Consider the following 20,144-nt stretch of genomic DNA (forward strand, 5'->3'; position numbering starts at 1 on the left):
TCCAAGCTATGAGCATCTTTAGCAATAAGCCAAAAGTCGCGCCCGTCCCGTCCCCGGCATCCGGCAGCGAAAACGCCGCTCCGCGGATTGAAAAGACGGACGAGGAGTGGCGCCGGGAGCTGACCCCGGAGGAATACCGGGTGCTGCGCCAGGCCGGGACCGAGCGCCCCTACACCGGCGAGTACACGGATACCCACACGACGGGCGTCTACAACTGCCGCGCCTGCGGCGCCGAACTGTTCACCAGCAACGAGAAGTTCGATTCCCACTGCGGCTGGCCGTCATTCTGGGCCCCGCTCGCGGACGGCACCGTCCGCTACATCCATGACCGCACCATGGGCATGGACCGGGTGGAGGTTCGCTGCGCCACCTGCGATTCGCATCTGGGCCACGTGTTCGAGGGCGAGGGCTATGGCACGCCCACCGACCAGCGTTTCTGCATCAACTCCGTCTCGCTGAAACTCGTCCCCACGGACGAGGCGGCCAAGTAGTCCGGAACCTGCACACCACGGATCCTGGCACAGGCAGACCCGCTCCCCGCTATAGCTGGGACGGGTCTGCTGACCCACTTGCACAAGTCTTTCTTATGCTCGGGCCGATTTTGCATTAGGAGATCTGTTTGCTTGCTACGCTCGCCGTAGAAGCTCCAAGTAACCAGAAAGGCGATCGACGACGATGACCACCACCGCTCTCACCGCAGCCGCGCCCCTCACCGAAAACCACCCGGAGTGGCTGCGCCTCAAGGCCTCCGCCACCGCCCTGCAGGCACTGCAGGCCCAGGACGGCTCGGTGCCCGACGCCGCCCGGCATGCAGAAGCCGCCGGGCATGTCAGCATCATCACCGCAGCGGTGGAGGCCCTGGCCCCCGAGTTCCCGCACGACGCCCGCTACCTCGAACTCCTGGTCAGCGACTTCGGCCGCTGGGCCGCCGGCGGCTTCGGAGTACCGGATTTCCTGGACTCGCTGCTCGCTTTCCAGCCGCAGCAGCACCGCGTCAACGGACTGCGGCACCTGGTGGTATTCCCCATGTACACCCAGAACGGCAGCAGCAGCCGCCTGGTCGAAGCCGTCCTCATCGAGGTCATTTGGCCGGAGTTCATCGCCGGACTCGAGGAGGGCGAGTACTCCAACAAGCTCTTCGTTCCCATCCGTTTCCTGGACTTCACCCCGGGCTACAACACCAACTCGGCCGTGCTGTTCCCGGAAACAGTCGCCGTCCGGGAAACCCCCACCTTCACGTGGGGCGGCATCTTCGCGGACCGGGAGGCTGCCCGCTTCCGCCGCGTCCTCCGGGCCGCTGCCGACATCACCCGCCTGGAACTGCCGGCCGAAGCTGCCGAACTCCTGGAGAACCAGGAACTCACCCAGGAAACGTTCGTGATGTGGGACCTCATCCACGACCGCACGCACATGCGCGGTGACCTGCCTTTCGATCCCTTCATGATCAAACAGCGCATGCCCTTCTTCCTGTACTCGCTGGAGGAACTCCGCTGCGACCTGACGGCTTTCCGTGAATCCGTCAGGATCGAGAAGGACGAGGAGTCCGGCCCGGAAGCACGCCGGCACGCCAAGCTGGTCCAGTACGCCGTCATCTTCGACCGGATCTTCCGCTTTGCCATTACCGGCAGCCGGGTACGCAACTACGACGGCCTCGGCGGACAGCTGCTCTTCGCCTGGATGCACCAGCACCGCGTCCTGCACTGGACCGACAGCAAGCTCAGCATCGACTGGGACGAGGCCGCGGACGTGGTGGTTGAGCTCGGCGCCCGGATCGAGGAGCTGTACTGGCGCTCCATCGACCGCCCCAAGGCGGCCCACTGGCTCGCGGCGTACGACCTGATTTCCGGAACAGTGACGCCCCACCCGGCTTCCGTTTGGGCAAAGGGTTCCACTGCGCTTCCGCTGGACGGACCGCCGCGGGGCCTGACGGACCAGGTCCTCGACGACGAATTCCCGCTGTCCATGTTCTACGAGGCTCTCGAGAAGAAGATGCGCCCGGTCATCGAGTCCACGGCGGGCATCACCGCGTCCTCAGATATCGGAGCAGCCACGAACGGCGGCGGCTCCACCCGGGCACTGAACGCAGGATGAGCGGCGGACGTCCTTTGAACGTGCTGGTCACGGGCGGCAGCGGACCGTCCGGGATCGCCACGGCGCGTGCGCTGCGCGACGCCGGCCATACGGTCTTTACCGTCGGTTCGAACGGCCCACGAATCGAGGCCGCCGCTGCCGAAGCGGGTGACGGCGTGGTTCCGCTGGTCTGCGACCTGGCGCGCCTGGCGGATGTGACGGCGCTGCACGCCACGATTTCCGGCAGGGCCGGAAGGGTCGACGGCGTCATCCACCTCGTGGGCGGCTGGCGCGGCGCCACAGGCATCACGGACCAGAGCGACGACGACTGGGAGTTCCTGGAACGCAGCGCCATCACTACCGTGAGGAATGTGACACGGGTGTTCTACGACGACCTCGCGGCCTCCGACGCCGGCCGTTTTGCCATGGTTACCTCCACGGCCGTCGCGACTCCCACGGCGGCCGGCGCCAGCTACGTCGCCGCCAAAGCGGCCGCCGAAGCCTGGACCCTGGCGGTTGCCGAGGGCTTCAGCATGAAGCAGCACAGCGCCGCCGTAATTTTTGTCGTAAAGGGCCTGGTGGACGCCGGAATGCGCGCGAAGTCCCCCGGCCGCAGTTTCCCCGGCTTTACCGACGTTACGGACCTGGCGGCCGCCGCCGTCGGACTTTTTACCGCCCCTGCAGCGGACCTCAACGGCCAGCGGCTGCTCCTTAGCCGTTGACCGCGGACATCCCTAGACTGAAAGCGTGACCAAAGCGATGACAACCACAGTTGAAACTGCCCCTGCCGCCACCGCGGCACGGCTCCATGACCCCGCCGTCCGGGGCTTCGCCTCCGACAACTACTCGGGCGTACACCCGGAAGTCCTGGCGGCTTTGGCGGCAGCCAATGAGGGGCACCAGGTCTCCTACGGCGAAGACGATTACACCGCACGGCTCCAGGTGCTCCTGGAAGGGCACTTCGGCGCCGGCATCGAATGTTTCCCGGTCTTCAACGGAACGGGAGCCAACGTCCTCTCGCTGCAGTCCCTGCTCCCCCGCTGGGGTGCAGTGATCTGCGCGTCCACGGCGCACATCAACATGGACGAGAACGGAGCACCGGAGCGGATCGGCGGGATCAAACTGCTGCAGGTCCCCACCACCGACGGCAAGCTGACGCCCGAGCTGATCGACAAGGAAGCCTGGGGCTGGGGCGACGAGCACCGCGCCCAGCCGCTGGCCGTGTCCATCACCCAGACCACCGAGCTGGGCACGTGCTACACGCCGGAAGAGGTCCGCGCGATCGCCGACCACGTCCATGCCAAGGGCATGAAGCTCCACATGGACGGCGCCCGGCTGGCGAACGCCGCAGCCCACCTTGACGTGCCGCTGCGGGCGTTCACGCGCGACGCCGGTGTGGACATCCTCTCCTTTGGCGGCACCAAGAACGGGCTGCTGTTCGGCGAGGTGGTGGTGGCGCTGAACCCGGAGGCAGCCCACGGCCTGGTGTACCTGCGCAAAATGAACATGCAGCTGGCCTCCAAGATGAGGTTCATGTCCGCCCAGTTCATCGCGCTGCTCGAGGGCGACCTGTGGCTGCGGTCAGCCCGTCACGCCAACGCCATGGCCTCCCGGCTGCGCGCAGCCGTGGACGCGATCGACGGCGTGGAGCCCACGCAGAAAACGGAATCGAACGGAGTGTTCGCGATCCTGCCCGAAGGCGTTGCGGACCGGCTGCGGGAATCCTTCCGCTTCTACGACTGGAACGAAGCCGCCCGGGAAGTCCGCTGGATGTGCTCATTCGACACGAGCGAAGACGACGTGGATTCGTTCGTGGCCGCCATCAAGCGGGAGCTGGCGGCCGGTTGAGCGGCCGGCCGGGGCGGCGAGCCTGCCGGGATCGGCGGCATATTTTGCGTAACCTGCGAATGTGAACGCACTCGACCAGGTTCCCGCGGAGTTCCTCACCGCTCTGGGATCCCTTCGAAAAGCACGGTGCCGCAGTGAGCTGCACCTGGACGAGATTCCCGCGCCCTCGAGGCTGGCTCCCTTTGCGGTGGCGCTCGGTGCAGAGGTCATCGGGCCTGTTCCGCGCCCGGCCCAGGCAGCTGTGCACGGGCCGGTTTCCGCCGCACTGGTCCGCGCGGCGGGGACGGTTGACGACGAAAACGAAGAACTCGCCACCGGCCGCTTTATCCTGCTCTACGACCCCGACGGGTCGGCGGTGTGGGACGGCGAGTTCAGGATCGTGACCTACATCCGCGCCCAGCTGGAACCGGAAATGGGCAACGACGAAATGCTCGGATCGGTGGCCTGGACCTGGCTCGTCGAAGCGCTGGAGAACCACCAGGCGCCCTACCGGGCGGCGGGCGGAACCGCCACCAGGGTCCTGTCCGAAAGCTTCGGCACCCTCTCGGACCGGCCGGGCTCCATCGACATCGAACTGCGGGCCTCCTGGACGCCCGAGGGGCCGGATATCCGGTCCCATCTGGAAGCGTGGTCGGACATGGTCTGCACCTTTGCAGGACTCCCCCCGCTGCCGGAGGGCGTGACCGCCCTGCCCCGCAGGCGGCGCAACTGACCATGGCTGGCCACGGCGGGACGCCCTTCAGCGCGATGTCGGTAAACTGAAGGCATCATGACCCCTCAAAATCCGGAACACACCACAGCCGGCGTCCCGGCTGCTGAAATTACTCCCCACATCACGGTGGAAGGCTTCGACAGCCTGGTCCCCGAGGTCATCGACCTCGATTCCCCCCGCGACGGAGTACCTCTCGTCATTGAAACCCCCGCCGGCCTGGAACGCTGTGCTGCCGCTATCGCCGCCGGGACGGGTCCGGCCGGGGTGGACGCGGAGCGCGCCTCCGGCTTCCGCTACGGACAGCGGGCCTTTTTGGTCCAGATTCGGCGCGAGGGATCGGGAACGTGGCTCATCGACCCGGAACCCTTCGGGGACCTGCAGATCATCAACGATGCCCTGGACGGCGTCGAATGGATCCTGCACGCAGCGAGCCAGGACCTTCCCTGCCTTTCGGAACTGGGCATGTGGCCGCACAAACTCTTCGATACGGAACTGGCTGCCCGGCTGGCAGGGCTGCCGCGGGTAGGCCTGGCGGCTGTCATCGAGCAACTGCTCGGGTTCGGACTCGCCAAGGAACATTCCGCCGCCGACTGGTCCACCCGTCCGCTGCCCGAACCCTGGCTGCGCTACGCTGCCCTCGACGTCGAGGTCCTCACCGAACTTCGGGAGGAACTCATCGAACTGCTCCAGGCCGACGGGAAGCTTGAATACGCCGAGCAGGAGTTCGCGGCTATCCTCGCCGCCGGGCTTGCCCCTCCGCGGGTGGATCCGTGGCGGAAAACCTCCGGACTGCACCAGATCCGGGACCGCCGCCAGCTGGCCGCGGTCCGCGAACTGTGGCTGGAACGCGATTCCCTGGCCCGCAAGCGCGATGTAGCGCCCGGCCGGCTCATCCCCGACTCTTCGCTTGTGGCCGCGGCGAAGGCCATGCCCTCCACCGTGCCGCAGCTGCTTGGCACCAAGGGCTTCCACGGCCGCGCCGCACAGCGGGAGGCACCCCGCTGGCTGCGCTGCATCGCCACCGCCCGGACCATGGAGGAACTGCCGCCGCTGCATCTGCCGACGAACGCGCCGCCACCGCCGCGGGTGTGGGCTGACCGGGACCCGGCGGCGGCTGAACGGCTGTCCACTGCCAGGCCGCTGCTGCAGGACAAAGCTGACCAGCTGAACCTTCCCGTCGAGAACCTGCTCACGCCCGACTTCCTCCGGCGTGTGGCCTGGCGTCCGCCCGAGGAGCTCAGCGAAGAAGCAATCGCCGAAGAGCTCGGTGAACTCGGGGCCCGCCCGTGGCAGATCGAACTGACGGCGCCGCTGATCACCTCGGCGTTCCTCAATCCGCAGCCGCTGCCTCCCAAGGAACCCAAGGCTGCTCCCGCCGCCGGTAGCTAGGCTGCCCGGGGGTTGGACTGCCGCACCGTTCCCCGCATGGCTTTTGCGGAACGGCGGAACGGCCTCCAAGAGTCCTTGCCAGCTAAGTTACTCACGAGTAACATTGGGATTAATGTCGCCCGGACCGCTGCTGCCATTGGCATGCGTCCGGCACCAATGTCTCGATGAGGAGTACCACGTGAGCCAAGCCCGCCCAAGCGGAAATCACAGCAGCGGAACCGCCCGTACCGTTCGCGACGTCGTTTTTGTGGACGGCGTCCGCACACCGTTCGGCCGCGCAGGTGAAAAGGGCATCTATGCCGGAACCCGCGCCGACGACCTCGTGGTCAAGTGCATCCGTGAACTGATGCGGCGCAATCCTTCCCTCCCCGCGGACCGCATCGATGAAGTGGCCATCGCCGCCACCACCCAGACCGGCGATCAGGGCCTCACCATCGGCCGCACGGCGGCGCTGCTGGCCGGGCTCCCGCGCACGGTCCCGGGCTTCGCAGTGGACCGGATGTGCGCCGGCGCAATGACCGCGGTGACAACCACTGCCAGCGGCATTGCCTTCGGCGCCTACGACGTCGTAATCGCCGGCGGAGTGGAGCACATGGGCAACCACCCGATGGGCGAGGGCGCCGATCCCAATCCAAGGTTCATGTCCGAACGCCTGGTGGATCCCGCCGCACTCAACATGGGCAACACCGCCGAGAACCTGCACGACCGCTTTCCCGCCATCACCAGGGACCGCACCGACGCCTACGCCGTGGCGTCCCAGGACAAGCTGGCAGCGGCCTATGAAAAAGGCCAGATCCAGCCGGACCTGGCGCCGGTGGCCACCCTGAAGCCGGGCCAGGGCTGGACGGTGAACACCGTGGACGAACCGCCCCGGCCGGGAACCTCACTTGAGGACCTCGCCGCCCTGCGCACCCCCTTCCGACCCCACGGCCGGGTCACTGCCGGCAATGCCGCCGGACTCAACGACGGCGCGACGGCGGCATTGCTCGCGTCCGCCGATGCCGCAGCGGAGCTGGGCCTGCCGGTGAAGATGCGCCTGGTCAGTTACGCTTTTGCCGGCGTCGAGCCCGAAGTCATGGGCATCGGGCCGGTCCCGGCCACGGAGAAGGCGCTCAGGAACGCCGGGCTGGCCATCGGGGACATCGGGCTTTTCGAGATCAACGAGGCATTCGCCGTCCAGGTGCTGAGCTTCCTGGACCACTTCGGCATTGCCGACGACGATCCCCGCGTCAACCGGTACGGCGGGGCGATCGCTGTGGGGCATCCGCTGGCCTCGTCCGGAGTGCGGCTGATGAACCAACTGGCACGCCAGTTCGAGGAGGACCCCTCGGTCCGTTACGGCATGACCACCATGTGCATCGGCCTGGGCATGGGTGCCACCGTCATCTGGGAAAACCCGCATCACAGCGACTACAGCGGCGCAATGCCGCCTACCGACGCTTCCACTACCAAAACCTCCCCCGCAACAGAGACCGAAGGAGCCGCAGCATGAGCGCCACGGATTTCCGCAAGCTTGCCGATCTCTTCCCCGATGAGACGGTTACCCATTCCTATGTTCAGGACATCGAACTGCCGGCTACTGCCGGGCAGCCCAGTGCCGGAACCTTCGCACTGATCACCCTGGACAACGATCTGGACCACTCAAAGCCAACCACGCTCGGCCCCAACACACTGGTGGAGCTGGGAACGGTCCTCGAAGGGCTCAAGGAACGTGCCGCCCGCGGCGAGATCGCGGGCGTCGGTGTGACCGGCAAGCCGTACTTCCTGGTGGCCGGCGCGGACCTGTCCGCCGTCAAGTCACTCAGCAACCGGGACCACGGCCTCTGGATGGCCCAGCTCGGCCACGACGTCTACGCCACACTGGCCAACCTGGGTGTTCCCAGCTTCGCCTTCATCAACGGAGTGGCGTTGGGCGGCGGGCTGGAGATCGCCCTGCAGTCCACGTACCGCACCGTCTCCACCGGCGCCGGTGCCCTGGCTCTCCCCGAAGCCGTCCTGGGCCTGGTTCCCGGCTGGGGCGGCGTCTACATCCTGCCGCGGCTGATCGGACCGGAGAACGCCGTCAAGGTGATGATCGAAAATCCGCTCAGCAACAACCGGACGCTCACGGGCCCGCAGGCCTTCGGACTGGGGATCGCCGACGCCATGTTTGAACCCGCCGACTTCCTGGAGCAGTCACTCGCCTGGGCCGCCGGGGTCATTTCGGGCAGCATCTCCCCGGAGCGGCCCAACGCCGTAGACCCCTCCGATCCGGCGGTTGCCGGCCGCTGGGCGGGCGCCGTCGCCGCCGGGCGGGCTTTCGTGGACTCCAAAACATCCAATGCCTCCCCCGCCCCGGCCAAGGTGCTCGACATCATGGAGGCCAACAGGACCATGAGCCAGGCGGACTCGGCGGCGCTCGAGTGCGAAACACTGGCCGGCCTCATGCAGACCGATGAGTTCCGCTCCACGGTGTACGCGTTCCTGGACCTCGTCCAGAAGCGCACCAAGCGCCCGGCCGGCGCCCCGGACCGCAAGCTGGCCCGCCCCGTCACCAAAGTGGGCGTGGTAGGTGCGGGTCTGATGGCCAGCCAACTCGCCCTGCTCTTCGCCCGGCAACTCAAGGTGCCCGTGGTCATGACGGACATCGATCAGGCACGCGTGGACAAGGGAGTGGGCTACGTCCATGCGGAAGTGGACAAGCTGCTGGCCAAGAAGCGCATCAGCCCGGACGCCGCCAACCGCACCAGGGCACTGGTCACCGGGTCGGTTTCCAAGGAAGCGTTTGCCGACGCCGACTTCGTCATCGAAGCCGTCTTCGAGGAGCTGAACGTCAAGAAGCAGGTGTTCGCCGAGGTGGAAGCAATTGTCTCCCCCGAGTGCATCCTCGCCACGAACACGTCCTCCTTGTCCGTCACGGCCATGGCCGAAGACCTGGCGCACCCGGAACGCCTGGTGGGGTTCCACTTCTTCAACCCGGTGGCCGTGATGCCGCTGTTGGAGATCGTCCGCGCACCGAAGACCGACGACGCCGTGCTGGCCACCGCGTTTGAACTCGCCAAGGGACTGAAGAAGTCGGCCGTGCTGGTCAAGGACGCGGCCGCGTTTGTGGTCAACCGCATCCTGCTGCGGCTGATGGGCGAAGTCACCGCCGCGTTCGATGAGGGGACTCCGGCCGAGGTCGCCGACAACGCGCTGCGGCCGATGGGCCTGCCCATGACGCCGTTCACTCTGGGTGCGATGGTGGGCCTGCCGGTGGCCCAGCATGTCCAGGAATCCCTGCACGCGGCATTCGGAGACCGGTTCACGGTCTCGCAGAACCTGCAAAAACTGATCGACAACGGCATCAGGTCACTGTGGGCGCCGGAGAAAAGTCCGGACGGCAAGCCGTTTATTCCGGCCGAAACCCTGGCTCTGCTCTCCTTCGGCACCTCCCCGTCCACGGCCGAGGAGGTACTGCGCCGCACGCAGGACGCGCTGGCTGAGGAGATCGGGCTCATGCTGGAGGAGGGCGTGGTGGCCGGGCCGGAGGACATTGACCTGTGCATGATCCTCGGCGCCGGCTGGCCGATGTTCCTGGGCGGCATCACGCCGTACCTGGACCGCGTGGGCGCCTCGGAACGCGTCAACGGTAAGCGGTTCCTGGCACCGGGCGTCGCCTCAGCGGCCGCGGCCTAGCATCACACCGCCGGACGCTTCCCAACCGCAGCGCCGCCTGCGCTGACTGGCCGGCCGTCCGCACCGATTACCGGTGCGGACGTCCGCGTCTTTGCGGGCCGGCGCCGCCCCGCGCCGGGCCGCGCCGCCGGGGTCAGGCTTCCCGCAGCGCGCCGGCCCTTAGCTCAAGGACAATGTGGGCGGCAGACCGGGCATAGGCGAGCTCGTGCGTCACCATGACGACGGCGGCGCCCCGCAGTGCGGCGGCGCGTATGGCTTTGTCCAGGTATTCGAGGCCGTGGCGGTCCAGCCCCACCGTGGGTTCGTCCAGCGCGATGAGCTTCGGTTCCCGGGCCAGGACGGTGGCAAGGGCCAGGAGCCGCTGCCGGGATGCCGGAAGTTCATGCGGATGGATCTCCGGCTGATCCCCGAGCCCGACGGCGTCCAGCGCCGCACGCGCTTTGGTGCCCGCCTCAGGCCCGAACTTCCGGTCCAGGCCGAAAAGCACTTCGCGCAGGGCCGTCCGCTCGAAGAGCTGGTCGCGCGGATGCTGGAAGAGCAGGCCCACCCGGTCCGCCACTTTTCCCGTGGGGATGCCGGCGATGTCCGCACCCTCGATCCGGACGGTCCCGCGGTCCGGACGAAGCAGGCCGTTGAAATGCCGCAGCAGCGTGGACTTCCCCGCCCCGTTTGGGCCTGTCACGGCTACGATCTGTCCCGCCGGCACGGACAGGCTGAGGCCGGCCAGCACTCCCGGTCCCTTCCTCCGCCGTCCGGAGGGAAAGCCGAAAGCAACCCGGTCCAGCTCCAGCACGGCCGGGTCCGGGTCAGCAGCGCGGTGCACCCGGCCGGAACCAGTGCCCGCCCGGGCGGGAAGCACGACGCCGGATTGCAGCAGCCCGGGACTGTCCTCCAGCTCACCGTGCCTCCCGCGGGCGGTGACCGTCCCGCCGTCGAGCACCAGCCAGTGGCTTGCCGTAAGAGCCAGCTGGTCCGCGGTCTGGCTCAGGACGATAACGGCGGTCCCGGAGTCGGTCAGTCCGCGGAGCAGCGCGCGGACGGACGCCGAGCCGGCTTCATCCAGCGATCCGAGCGGTTCATCCAGTACCAGCACACGAGGGCGGGTAATGGCGGCACACGCCACCGCCAGCCGCCGCAGTTCACCGCCGGAGAGGGTGGCGGGATCGCGTTCCAACAAGGCCGTCAGTCCCGCTTCTTCGGCGGCACGACTCACTGCGCCGTGCATCATGCGCCGGTCCATCCCGCGGTTCTCGAGTCCGAACGCCAGCTCCTCGGCCACGGTGGACCCGACGGTGGACAGCAGGGCGGCTGCATCCTGCGGCACGTAGCCCACGTGTTCGGACCACAGGGAAGGATTGATGCGCGGGTCGTCCGGGGTGCCGTGAAAGTGGATGGGACCACCGCTGTCCCCGGCCGCAGCACCGGTTGCGGCACCCAGCTCAAGGCTGCCCTTGAACCGGCCGGAGTGCCCGCCCGTCAGCCAGCCGGCCAGCAGCCTGCCGAGCGTGGACTTCCCGCTGCCGGAGCCGCCGAGCACAGCGGTGAGCGTACCAGGCGCCGCGTCAACTTCCAGGTTTCGCAGGGCAGGGGCATCCTCACCGTGGTAGCTGAAGGCCGCTATCCGGGCATGCAGCAAAGGCACCGGCCTCATCCGCGCACTCCCCCGGCCCAATGTATGGCAGGCCAACGTCCGGCCGGCCACTGGGTGTCAGGCCAGTGCCCGGAGATCCGCAGCGCCACGGCGGCCGCGGCGAGCAGCAGGGCGACGGCCCGGAATGTCCCCTGGGCGAAGGTGTCCGGAACTTCCCGGTAGCTGGTCCGGGCCCTGGCTCCGTTAAAGCCGCGGGAGTCGAGTGCCTGTGCCCGGTCCCCCGCTTCCTGGATGAGCGAAAGGACCAGCGGCACCATTTGCAGCCGCGCCGCAGCCAGCCGGGGCAGCAGTCCGCCGCCCACTACCAGTCCCCGCGATTCCTGGGCCTGCCGGATCCGCGCCAGCCGCCCGGAAATGGCCGGTGCCAGCGTGAGCGTGGATGCCAGCACGTATCCGAACTGCGGCGGCACCCGGCGCGCTGACATCACAGCCACCAGGTCCGGCACACGGACCGTGAAGGAAAAGAGCAGGAACACCGCAACGTAGGCTGCCGTCCGGGCGCCCATGTCCAGTGCGAAGCCAAGCCCTTCCGTGGTGACACGGGCGGCGCCCCATTCGGCGAGGACCGTCCGGCCCTCGGGAAAGAACAGCCCGTGCATGATCAGCAGGGACAGCCAGAAAGGTGCCAGGATTACGGCCGCGGCCGGCGCCAGGCGGCCGGCCACTCCGGCGCGGACTGCCAGCACGGCGCCGCCGAAGACTACGGCGAGGGAAACAGCCCAGCTGGACGCCGCCGTCGTGATTGCCGCGGTGGCTGCCGCAGCCGCCAGGGCGGTGAGGGGGTTCAGGCGTGCCGGCACGGAATCAGGCGTCCGGGGTTTCCCGCTTCTTGCCGGCGAGCACGTTGAAACGCCGCACAAAAGCGAACTGCAGCGTGGTCCGGCGCGGCAGCGCGTACACCAGCAATGCGACGACGGAGAACACAATGGCCTTGTCCATCGGATCCGAGATCAGCGCCTGCTTGGTGATCGCAGCGAGGAGGGTATCTCCCATCGCCCGGAACGCGCCGACAATCGCGCCGGTGCCTGCCCCTGAGGTACCGCCGAAGACAAAGGCTGCGATGGGTGCGGAGACGACGCCGGCAAGGATGCCCGTCACAAAGCCGGCCACCGGCGCCAGGTAGAAGCGGCGAAACAGTCCGTGGCGTGCAGCCAGACCTGCCAGGAAGCCGATCAGCGCCGCCCCGGCGGCGAAGGGCAGCACGGTGGGGTTGATGAAGGACCAGACAATGCTGCTCAATGCGCCTGTTGCGGCACCCGCGGCCGGGCCCGCCAGGACGGCGATAAGCACTGTGCCGATCGCGTCGAAGTAGAACGGCAGGCCCGTGGATCCCATGATCTGTCCCAGTGCGATGTTGAGGACGAGTGCCACCGGAATCAGCACCAGTGTGGAGGTGGGAAGGGTGGGCAGCACTCCGATGATCAGGAGGATGGCCCCGAGCAGGAATCCGCCAAGCGCCACCAGCGTGGATCCGCTGGCCAGACCGTTGGTGATGTCCGCGGGCTGCGTCAGGACAAGGAAAATGAAGGTGGCTGCAATGGACGCCGCGCCGAGGACCTCAAGCAGGCGGCGGCTGCGGACCGCACGCTGTCCGGGCGCGGGAAGGATGAGGGACTGCTGTGACATGGTGGCTTCCTTCGAGGTACGGCAGGGTGCGGGCGCAGGGAGCCCGGATCTCAGGGCAATTGGGGTAACGACGCCTATGTCACCTCGGCGGCGGCGGGCGGCATCTTTGGCCGTCCGGTCCCGCATCAGTCTACCGGGCTGAGGGCCAGCCATAGGATGTGAAGTAGGCTCACCCACCATGCTGCTGCACGCTGTTGACCGTCCGAAAGGCCAAACATGCCCCACTATGATCTCGCCATCATCGGTTCCGGATCGGGCAACTCGCTGATCACTCCTTTCTGGGACGACAAGCGGGTGGCATTAATCGACGGCGGCGTCTTCGGCGGTACGTGCATTAACGTCGGGTGCATCCCGACGAAGATGTTCGTCTACCCGGCTGGCCTCGCCGCGGTCCCCGCCGAGGCGTCACGTCTCGGCGTGCAGTTGACCTTGGACAAGGTGCGTTGGACCGGAATCCGCGACCGCATCTTCGGCCGCATCGATGCCATCTCGGAGGACGGGCGGCGATACCGGGCCGAAGAGTCGACGAATGTGGATCTCTACCAGGAAGTTGTGCGCTTCACCGGCCCGCGGTCATTGCGGACGGAAACCGGAACCGAAATCACCGCAGAGCGGGTGGTGGTGGCCGCCGGATCACGCGCCGTACTGCCCGATGTCCCCGGCATGGACCTCCCCCAGGTTCATACTTCCGACACCGTCATGCGAATCGGGAGCCTGCCGCGCCGGGTGGTGGTTGTTGGCGGCGGCTACATCGCTGCCGAATTTTCCGGCATCTTCCATGGCTTCGGCTCCGAGGTCACCCAGGTCAACCGATCGCAGCGGCTGCTCCGCAGCAACGACGAGGAGATTTCCCGCCGTTTCGCCGAGGCCGCAGCCCGGCGCTGGACACTGAAGCTTGGCTGCTCGCTGCTTTCGGTGGAGGACAACGCGGACGGCAGCGTCACTGCAGTGTTTGACGACGGCGAAGGTAAACAGTTGCGACCGGAGGCGGACATTGTGCTCATGGCCACCGGGCGGGTGCCGAACACGGACCGGATCGGCGCCGATGCTGCGGGATTCGACGTGACCGATGAGGGGACGTTGTCCGTAGACAGCCGCTTGCGCATCCTCTCCGGCGGCAGTCCATTGGAGGGCGTCTACGCACTCGGAGACATCGCGAACCGCTATCAGCTCAAGCACGTAGCTAACCGGGAGGCTCGGGTGGTTTCCCACAACCTCGAGCATCCGACGCGCCTGCGGGGCATTGACTACACCGGTGTGCCGTTCGCGGTCTTCAGCAATCCCCAGGTTGCCTCCGTGGGGCTCACCGAGGAGGAAGCACGGCAGGGGCCCGCTAAGGACACGGACATCGTGGTGGCTGTCCAGGAGTACGGCAGCACGGCCTACGGCTGGGCCATGGAGGACTCCGAAGGGATCGTCAAGCTCATCGCGGAAAAGTCCACCGGCCGCCTGCTCGGGGCCCACATAGTCGGGCATGAGGCCTCCATCCTCATCCAGCCGCTTGTCCAGGCCATCGCCCTGTCAACCCCTGTTCCCACGCTCGCGCGGGGGCCCTATTGGATTCACCCGGCCCTGACGGAGGTGGTGGAGAACGCCCTGCTGGCACTTGAGGTGGACCGTCCCGCTGACGCCCCGCTGTAACGGACGCCCGCGTTGCAGCGGCGGCAAGTTGTTGCGGTGGCCGTTGTTGCCGGAGTACCGGGATCGGCCGGTAACACTAGCCGAGCCGGCGGGCCAGGCTCCCGACCGCGGTCACCAACTCGTCGAAAGCTGCCTCCGGGTGGTTCTCGGAAACGATCCGGGCGTTGAACGGATGCCCCCACAGGGCACGGTAGTCGGCCACGGTGGTCCCCATCAGCAGCGTCGACTCCACCTCGACGTCCACAGTCGCCGGCCGGGTCGAACAGTCCAGGGTTCCGGCCGCCACGCCGGCGGCGAAGTAGTCGTGGACGTGCGCCAGGTATCCCTGGTCATAGTGGCGGTGGAACTCGAAGTAGAACCGCAGTGCATCGGACAGGTGGCGGACCAGCGGATTGCCGGCCGTGCTCCTGACACCTTCGGGCTGCTCCGGCAGCACCAGTTCCGGCGCAGGGCACCGGGCTTCCTCCGCAAGCCGCCGCAGGTGCTCCGGCTTCATCTCCATCCGTTCCGTGGTGTCCAGCGAACAAATGATCGGCAGGCGTTCCAAGGGCAGCCCGCGGTAGGCAGCGTAGACTTCCTTGGCCGCATGGGGATCAACGTGCGTATTCCACTCGGCAGTGGGTGTGGTGTTCCCCTGGTGATAGAAGCTGCCGCCCATGATGACCACTTTGCCCAGCAGTTCGGGCAGCCTCGGTTCCCGCCGGATGGCCAGCGCGAAGTTGGTGAGCGGCGCCGTAATCAAGGCGGTCAGCTCCCCCGGCCTGGCACGGGCCGCCTCCACCCACAGGTCCGCAGCGTGCCGACCGGACACAGTGCCGGCAGGGGCCGGCAGCACGGCATGCCCCAGTCCCTGGGGGCCGTGGGTCTCCGGCGTGGTGACGAGCGGTACGGACAGCGGGCCCTCAGCGCCGACAGCGACGTCGACGTCACGGCGGCCGCACAGCTCCAGGATGGCCAGGGTGTTCCGTGCAACCTGTTGCACGTCGACGTTTCCGGGCGACGCGGTGACCGCAACGAACTCCGTATCCGGCAGCGAGGCCAGGTAGACCAGGGCCAGGGCATCGTCGATCCCTGTGTCAACGTCCAGCAGGTACTTGGTCATCGGCGGCGGCCTCCTAGAAGAGTGCAACCTTGGGCGTGCGGGGGAAGATTTCATCGAGCTGGGCGCGTTCATCGGCTGTGGGCACCCATGCCACGGCGGCGGCGTTCTCGCGGACCTGCTCCGGCCTCGTCGCGCCGGCGATCACGCTGCTGACGGACGGCTGGGCCGCCAGCCAGGAGAAGGCCACCTGGATCTCGCTGAGGTTCCTTTCCGCGGCGAATGCACTGAACTTCTCCAACTGGTCCCAGTCGGCGTCGTGGACGAGGTTGGTGCGGGTGTGGCTGAGGCGGGAGCCTTCGGGCGCCTTGCCGGGCCCGTACTTGCCGGTCAGCAGGCCGTTGGCCAGCGGGAAGTACGGGAGCACGCCCAGGCCGTAGGCTTCGGCGGCGGGGGTGATTTCCAGCTCGGCACGCCGGTCCAGCAGGTTGTAGTGGTTCTGCGTCGAAACGAAGCGGGAGCCGCCGCGGCCGCGGGCCACGAATTCTGCCTCGGCGATCTGCCAGCCGGCCCGGTTGGAGTGTCCGATGTAACGGACTTTACCGCTTGTCACGAGGTCGTCCAGGGCGGCGAGTGTCTCCTCGATGGGCGTCAGCGGGTCGGGGGTGTGGAACTGGTAGAGGTCGATCCAGTCCGTCCGCAGCCGGCGCAACGACGCCTCGGCCGCTTTGACGATGTACCGCCGGGAGCCGCGGGCACCGAAGTCGTTGCCGTTGGCTCCGCGCATGTCCATGCCGAACTTCGTGGCAACGATCGCGTCCTCACGCCGCCCGGCAAGGGCTTTGCCCAGCATGATTTCGCTCAGGCCCGGCTCCCGGCCGTAGGTGTCTGCGACGTCAAAGAATGTAATGCCGGCGTCCAAGGCGGCATGGACGACGGCGTCGGTCCCCTCCTGCGACTCCGTCACCGTATTGGACCGGCCAAGGTTGTTGCAGCCAAGGCCCACAACAGAGACGGTCAATCCGGAATTTCCAAGGCGGCGCTGTTCAGTCATGAATTCAGCCTATAACGGCCACATGGAACGACCGGACGCCGCCGGTTCGTGGCAGCGCCCGGGTCCGGATGTCGGTCAGACGGCGGGGAACTCGAGTCCGTGCTCGTCCATGGCATCCTCAAGCTGGGCCATGGTCTTGACGCCCATTCCGTGCAACTTTGACAGTTCCCGCTTACCGAACTGGACTACCTGTTCCAGGGTTTCCAGTCCGGCGTGGGCCATGGCCCGGCGGGCAGGCGCACCGATTCCGTGGGGAATCGGGGTGTGGCCTGGCTGAACGGATTTTCGCGTCATTACGAATGCCTCCCAGAAAGTCGGTTACCCCCACTTAGAGGGTAAAGCCCGAAGCCGGTTTCGGCGAGTGCTTGAGCTTAAACGCCTCCGGATCTGCGAACGGCGCCGCCCCGATGCTGAGCTTGGTGAAGTCCAGGTCCTCGCCCCGGATGCAGACCTTGATCGCGTTGACGGCCTTGTTGACGTCCGGGCACAGGCAGAAGATGTTGAGTTTGGACTCCCCGAACTCGGACCGTTCCACGGTGCCGAGGCCGCGCCAGGCGAGGTGGCTGATGAGCGCGTCCTTCGCTTTTTCCTCCAGGTAGCGGTCGCGGTCCGTGCCGTCCTTGGTTTTCAGCGCGTACTGGGCAACCACCCAGAACTGGTCTTCCTCGGGGATCTCGGCGTAGCCGTCCTCGGCGCACTGCACGGCGAAAGCATCCATGAGGCCTTCCGCGGCGGCGGCATCGGCAACATCGGTTTCGTCCGTTTTGCTCTGGTGCCCCACCACGCCGTGATTCATCACGAACTGGCTGTAGTCCTCATCGAACCAGGCCTCCCGAAACAGCAGGACCCCTTCGTCGTCGCGTTTGTAGACCCGAATAATTCCGCTCATGCCCGTCCTCTCCTGAACCATTCGGCGTCTGTGCCGTCGAACGGTGCGTGCTGTGCCTTGACGGCCTGATAAAGCTGTTCTGTTTCCTGGAGCATGCGGTCCACGATGTCCCGCGGGTACTCCATGCTCACCTGGTGTTCGGCGAATTCGTCCTCGTCGTCGATATAGACGCCGCGGGTGACTGACCGGATGACGTCCAGGTCCATGTCGATCACGTGGAATTCAAATGTCCCGGGTCTGATGCCGTTCCAGCCGTGGCCCACAGCGAGGTCCACGTACAGCCGGAAATCCCCGGGGTAGGTGTCGTCGTAGAAGGTGGCCACGTAGTCGCCGGTTCGGGGAACGAGCAGCACGGCATCGGATTTGGCGTGGAATGCCGCACCTGGCCGTGAGATGAAGGACCCCTTGGGCTGGAAGACCCACCAGCCGTGCTGGTCCTCGCCAAGGTAGTCGCCGGGGACCACCCAGTGGGCGCCGCCGTTCCACTTCCGGTTCCGTGCCACCACCAGGTCTCCCGGTTTGAGGCTCTCGGGAGGTGTGGCCTCGTCCGGAATCACAGTTTAGGCAGGCTGCCCGTAGTGGGGTGTTCCTGGCCGGGCAGGGGACGCGCGAAAGGTACCTTGGTCCCCAGGACCTGGGCAACGACGTCGTGCGTGATCTGGCGTGCCGTCAGCCCGACCCGTTCCAGCACCTGGGCGCGGGTCCCGTGGTCCAGGAACTCCACCGGCAGACCCACTTCGTTCAGGGCCGTGTCCACACCGGCTGCACGCATTTCCTGGCGGATGCGGGACCCCACACCGCCGGCGCGGACGCCGTCTTCGATGCAGATGACCAGCCGGTGGCGAGCAGCCAGCGCAATGATGGATTTCCGAACCGGCAGCAGCCAGCGGGGGTCCACCACGGTGGAGCTGATCCCCTGGGCACCGAGGCGGTTGGAGACGTCGAGGGCGAGCTCGGACATGGCGCCCACGCTCACGATCAGCACGTCGTTTTCGCTGGAGCCGGAAGGCCGGCGGGCCAGCACGTCCACGCCGTCGCTGAGGCGCTCGAGGGCTTCCACTTCGGCGCCCACATTTCCCTTGGAATACCGGACAACACTGGGGGCGTCCCTGATGGCAACGGCCTCGCGAAGTTCTTCACGGAGCCTTGTGGCGTCGCGGGGGGCCGCCAGGTGGAGGCCCGGCACAATCTGCACCATGGCCATGTCCCACATGCCGTGGTGGCTCGCGCCGTCGGGTCCCGTGACCCCGGCGCGGTCCAGCACGATGGTGACGCCGGCACGGTGCAGGGCAACATCCATCAGCAGCTGGTCGAAGGCACGGTTGAGGAACGTGGCGTAGACGGCTACGACAGGGTGCAGGCCGCCGAAGGCCATGCCGGCGGCGGAGGTCAGCGCGTGCTGCTCGGCAATGCCGACGTCGAAAACCCGTTCCGGGTGCCGGGCCGCGAATTTGTGCAGGCCCACGGGAATGAGCATGGCGCCGGTAATGCCCACGATGTCCTGGCGTTCATCGGCGATGGCGGCGATCTCATCGGCGAAGACCGATGTCCAGGACTGGGCACCGCCGGCTTCGGTGGGCTCTCCGGTTTCCGGGTCGATGATGCCGACGGCGTGGAACTGGTCAGCCTCGTGGGCGCGCGCGGGCGCGTAACCGTGGCCTTTTTCGGTCATTGCGTGCACGATGACCGGACCGGCGTAGTTCTTGGCAGTCGAGAGGGCGTGCTCCATGGCCTGGAGGTTGTGGCCGTCAACAGGACCGATGTACTTCATGCCAAGGTCTTCGAACATGCCCTGGGGCGCCCACCAGTCCTTGATGCCTTTCTTCATGGCATGCAGGCTCCGGTAGGTGAACTGGCCCACCGGTCCGCTGTTTTGGAGCTTCCGCTTCCACCAGTCCAGGGTGCCCTCATAGGCCGGGGCCGCGCGGAAGGAATCAATGGTGGGGCGCAGTGATGCGAGGTAGTCTGCAAAGCCGCCCACGGTGGGGGCATAGGACCGGCCGTTGTCGTTGACGACGATGACCACGCGCCGGCGCTTGTCCGCGGCGATGTTATTGATCGCTTCCCAGGCCATGCCGCCGGTCAGGGCGCCGTCGCCCACCACGGCAATCACGTAGCGGTCGCCGTCGCCGGTCAGCTGCCGGGCGCGGGAGATGCCGTCGGCCCAGGACAGCGAGGAGGAAGCGTGCGAGCTTTCCACGATGTCGTGCTCGGACTCGGCACGGTCCGGGTAGCCGGACATCCCGCCTTCCTGGCGGAGTGTGCTGAAGTCCTGGCGTCCCGTGAGGAGTTTGTGGACATACGACTGGTGCCCGGTATCAAACACGATGCTGTCGCGGGGGGAATCGAAAATCCGGTGTACGGCGATGGTCAGTTCCACAACGCCGAGGTTCGGTCCGAGGTGGCCACCCGTCTGTGACACGTTGCCGATCAGGAAACTCCTGACCTCCGCAGCCAGCTGGGACAGCTGTTCTTCGGTCAACTTGCTCAGGTCCTGCGGATTCCGGATGGTGTCCAAAATTCCCAACGGGGCCTCCTTCGGGTGGTAGACATGCCTTTTAACTCTAA

Annotated in this window: 18 protein-coding genes; 9 read left to right on the plus strand and 9 right to left on the minus strand. The window is 66.9% G+C overall.

Translation table 11 applies throughout. The features are described from left to right. The first annotated feature begins 8 nt into the window (after positions 1-8). From msrB to J2805_RS17310, 8 genes are all read left to right on the plus strand, one after another. Positions 9-491 (plus strand): peptide-methionine (R)-S-oxide reductase MsrB, encoded by a 483-nt coding sequence (gene msrB, locus J2805_RS17275; RefSeq protein WP_309978365.1) that lies wholly within the window; start codon positions 9-11, stop codon positions 489-491. 184 nt (positions 492-675) lie between these two features. Further along, entirely contained in the window at positions 676-2,091 is a 1,416-nt protein-coding gene (locus tag J2805_RS17280) for a DUF6421 family protein (RefSeq protein WP_309978366.1), read from the plus strand. Beyond that, positions 2,088-2,792 carry an SDR family oxidoreductase gene (locus J2805_RS17285; protein WP_309978368.1) on the plus strand — a complete coding sequence of 235 codons (705 nt, stop codon included), beginning with the start codon at positions 2,088-2,090 and terminating at the stop codon, positions 2,790-2,792. The genes J2805_RS17280 and J2805_RS17285 overlap by 4 nt, the downstream gene beginning before the upstream one ends. Positions 2,793-2,829: 37 nt before the next feature. Then, positions 2,830-3,918 carry a threonine aldolase family protein gene (locus J2805_RS17290; RefSeq protein WP_309978483.1) on the plus strand — a complete coding sequence of 363 codons (1,089 nt, stop codon included), beginning with the start codon at positions 2,830-2,832 and terminating at the stop codon, positions 3,916-3,918. Positions 3,919-3,979: 61 nt separating this feature from the next. Beyond that, the gene (locus J2805_RS17295) at positions 3,980-4,630 is read left to right on the plus strand and encodes a DUF3000 domain-containing protein (protein WP_309978370.1); all 651 of its coding nucleotides are present in this window, start codon (positions 3,980-3,982) and stop codon (positions 4,628-4,630) included. Positions 4,631-4,687: 57 nt separating this feature from the next. After that, entirely contained in the window at positions 4,688-6,019 is a 1,332-nt protein-coding gene (locus J2805_RS17300) for an HRDC domain-containing protein (protein ID WP_309978372.1), read from the plus strand. Between the two features lie 178 nt (positions 6,020-6,197). Further along, on the plus strand, positions 6,198-7,511 hold the full coding sequence (locus J2805_RS17305) for a thiolase family protein (RefSeq protein WP_309978374.1): 1,314 nt from the start codon (positions 6,198-6,200) through the stop codon (positions 7,509-7,511). Further along, on the plus strand, positions 7,508-9,676 hold the full coding sequence (locus tag J2805_RS17310; RefSeq protein WP_309978375.1) for a 3-hydroxyacyl-CoA dehydrogenase NAD-binding domain-containing protein: 2,169 nt from the start codon (positions 7,508-7,510) through the stop codon (positions 9,674-9,676). Before J2805_RS17305 ends, J2805_RS17310 begins: the two co-directional genes overlap by 4 nt. A 133-nt stretch (positions 9,677-9,809) precedes the next feature. Here J2805_RS17310 and J2805_RS17315 read toward each other — a convergent pair whose 3' ends face one another. Genes J2805_RS17315 through J2805_RS17325 form a run of 3 tightly spaced genes read right to left on the minus strand, consistent with a single transcriptional unit; the run spans position 9,810 to position 12,953 of the window. Beyond that, on the minus strand, positions 9,810-11,327 hold the full coding sequence (locus J2805_RS17315; protein WP_396134399.1) for an ABC transporter ATP-binding protein: 1,518 nt from the start codon (positions 11,325-11,327) through the stop codon (positions 9,810-9,812). Further along, entirely contained in the window at positions 11,324-12,127 is an 804-nt protein-coding gene (locus tag J2805_RS17320) for an energy-coupling factor transporter transmembrane component T (protein WP_309978379.1), read from the minus strand. The genes J2805_RS17315 and J2805_RS17320 overlap by 4 nt, the downstream gene beginning before the upstream one ends. A gap of 4 nt (positions 12,128-12,131) precedes the next feature. Further along, positions 12,132-12,953, minus strand: a complete 822-nt coding sequence (locus tag J2805_RS17325) for an ECF transporter S component (protein ID WP_309978381.1) — start codon at positions 12,951-12,953, stop codon at positions 12,132-12,134. Between the two features lie 216 nt (positions 12,954-13,169). On the opposite strand from J2805_RS17325, the gene J2805_RS17330 reads away from it, so the two are divergent. Beyond that, the gene (locus J2805_RS17330) at positions 13,170-14,594 is read left to right on the plus strand and encodes a mycothione reductase (protein WP_309978383.1); all 1,425 of its coding nucleotides are present in this window, start codon (positions 13,170-13,172) and stop codon (positions 14,592-14,594) included. A gap of 76 nt (positions 14,595-14,670) precedes the next feature. Here J2805_RS17330 and J2805_RS17335 read toward each other — a convergent pair whose 3' ends face one another. The 6 genes from J2805_RS17335 to dxs form a co-directional block, all read right to left on the minus strand. Continuing rightward, entirely contained in the window at positions 14,671-15,696 is a 1,026-nt protein-coding gene (locus J2805_RS17335) for a nucleoside hydrolase (RefSeq protein ID WP_309978385.1), read from the minus strand. 13 nt (positions 15,697-15,709) lie between these two features. Beyond that, the gene (locus tag J2805_RS17340; RefSeq protein ID WP_309978387.1) at positions 15,710-16,687 is read right to left on the minus strand and encodes an aldo/keto reductase; all 978 of its coding nucleotides are present in this window, start codon (positions 16,685-16,687) and stop codon (positions 15,710-15,712) included. A gap of 75 nt (positions 16,688-16,762) precedes the next feature. Continuing rightward, a complete protein-coding gene (locus J2805_RS17345; RefSeq protein WP_309978389.1) occupies positions 16,763-16,981 on the minus strand; it encodes a helix-hairpin-helix domain-containing protein in 219 nt (72 codons plus the stop codon). A gap of 34 nt (positions 16,982-17,015) precedes the next feature. Next, positions 17,016-17,576 (minus strand): hypothetical protein, encoded by a 561-nt coding sequence (locus J2805_RS17350; RefSeq protein ID WP_309978391.1) that lies wholly within the window; start codon positions 17,574-17,576, stop codon positions 17,016-17,018. Further along, positions 17,573-18,130, minus strand: a complete 558-nt coding sequence (locus tag J2805_RS17355; protein ID WP_396134405.1) for a DUF402 domain-containing protein — start codon at positions 18,128-18,130, stop codon at positions 17,573-17,575. The genes J2805_RS17350 and J2805_RS17355 overlap by 4 nt, the downstream gene beginning before the upstream one ends. Next, entirely contained in the window at positions 18,130-20,103 is a 1,974-nt protein-coding gene (gene dxs, locus J2805_RS17360) for a 1-deoxy-D-xylulose-5-phosphate synthase (RefSeq protein WP_309978395.1), read from the minus strand. Before dxs ends, J2805_RS17355 begins: the two co-directional genes overlap by 1 nt. Between the last annotated feature and the right edge of the window lie 41 nt (positions 20,104-20,144).

Source organism: Arthrobacter oryzae (assembly GCF_031454875.1).
GTDB classification, from domain to species: domain Bacteria; phylum Actinomycetota; class Actinomycetes; order Actinomycetales; family Micrococcaceae; genus Arthrobacter; species Arthrobacter oryzae_D.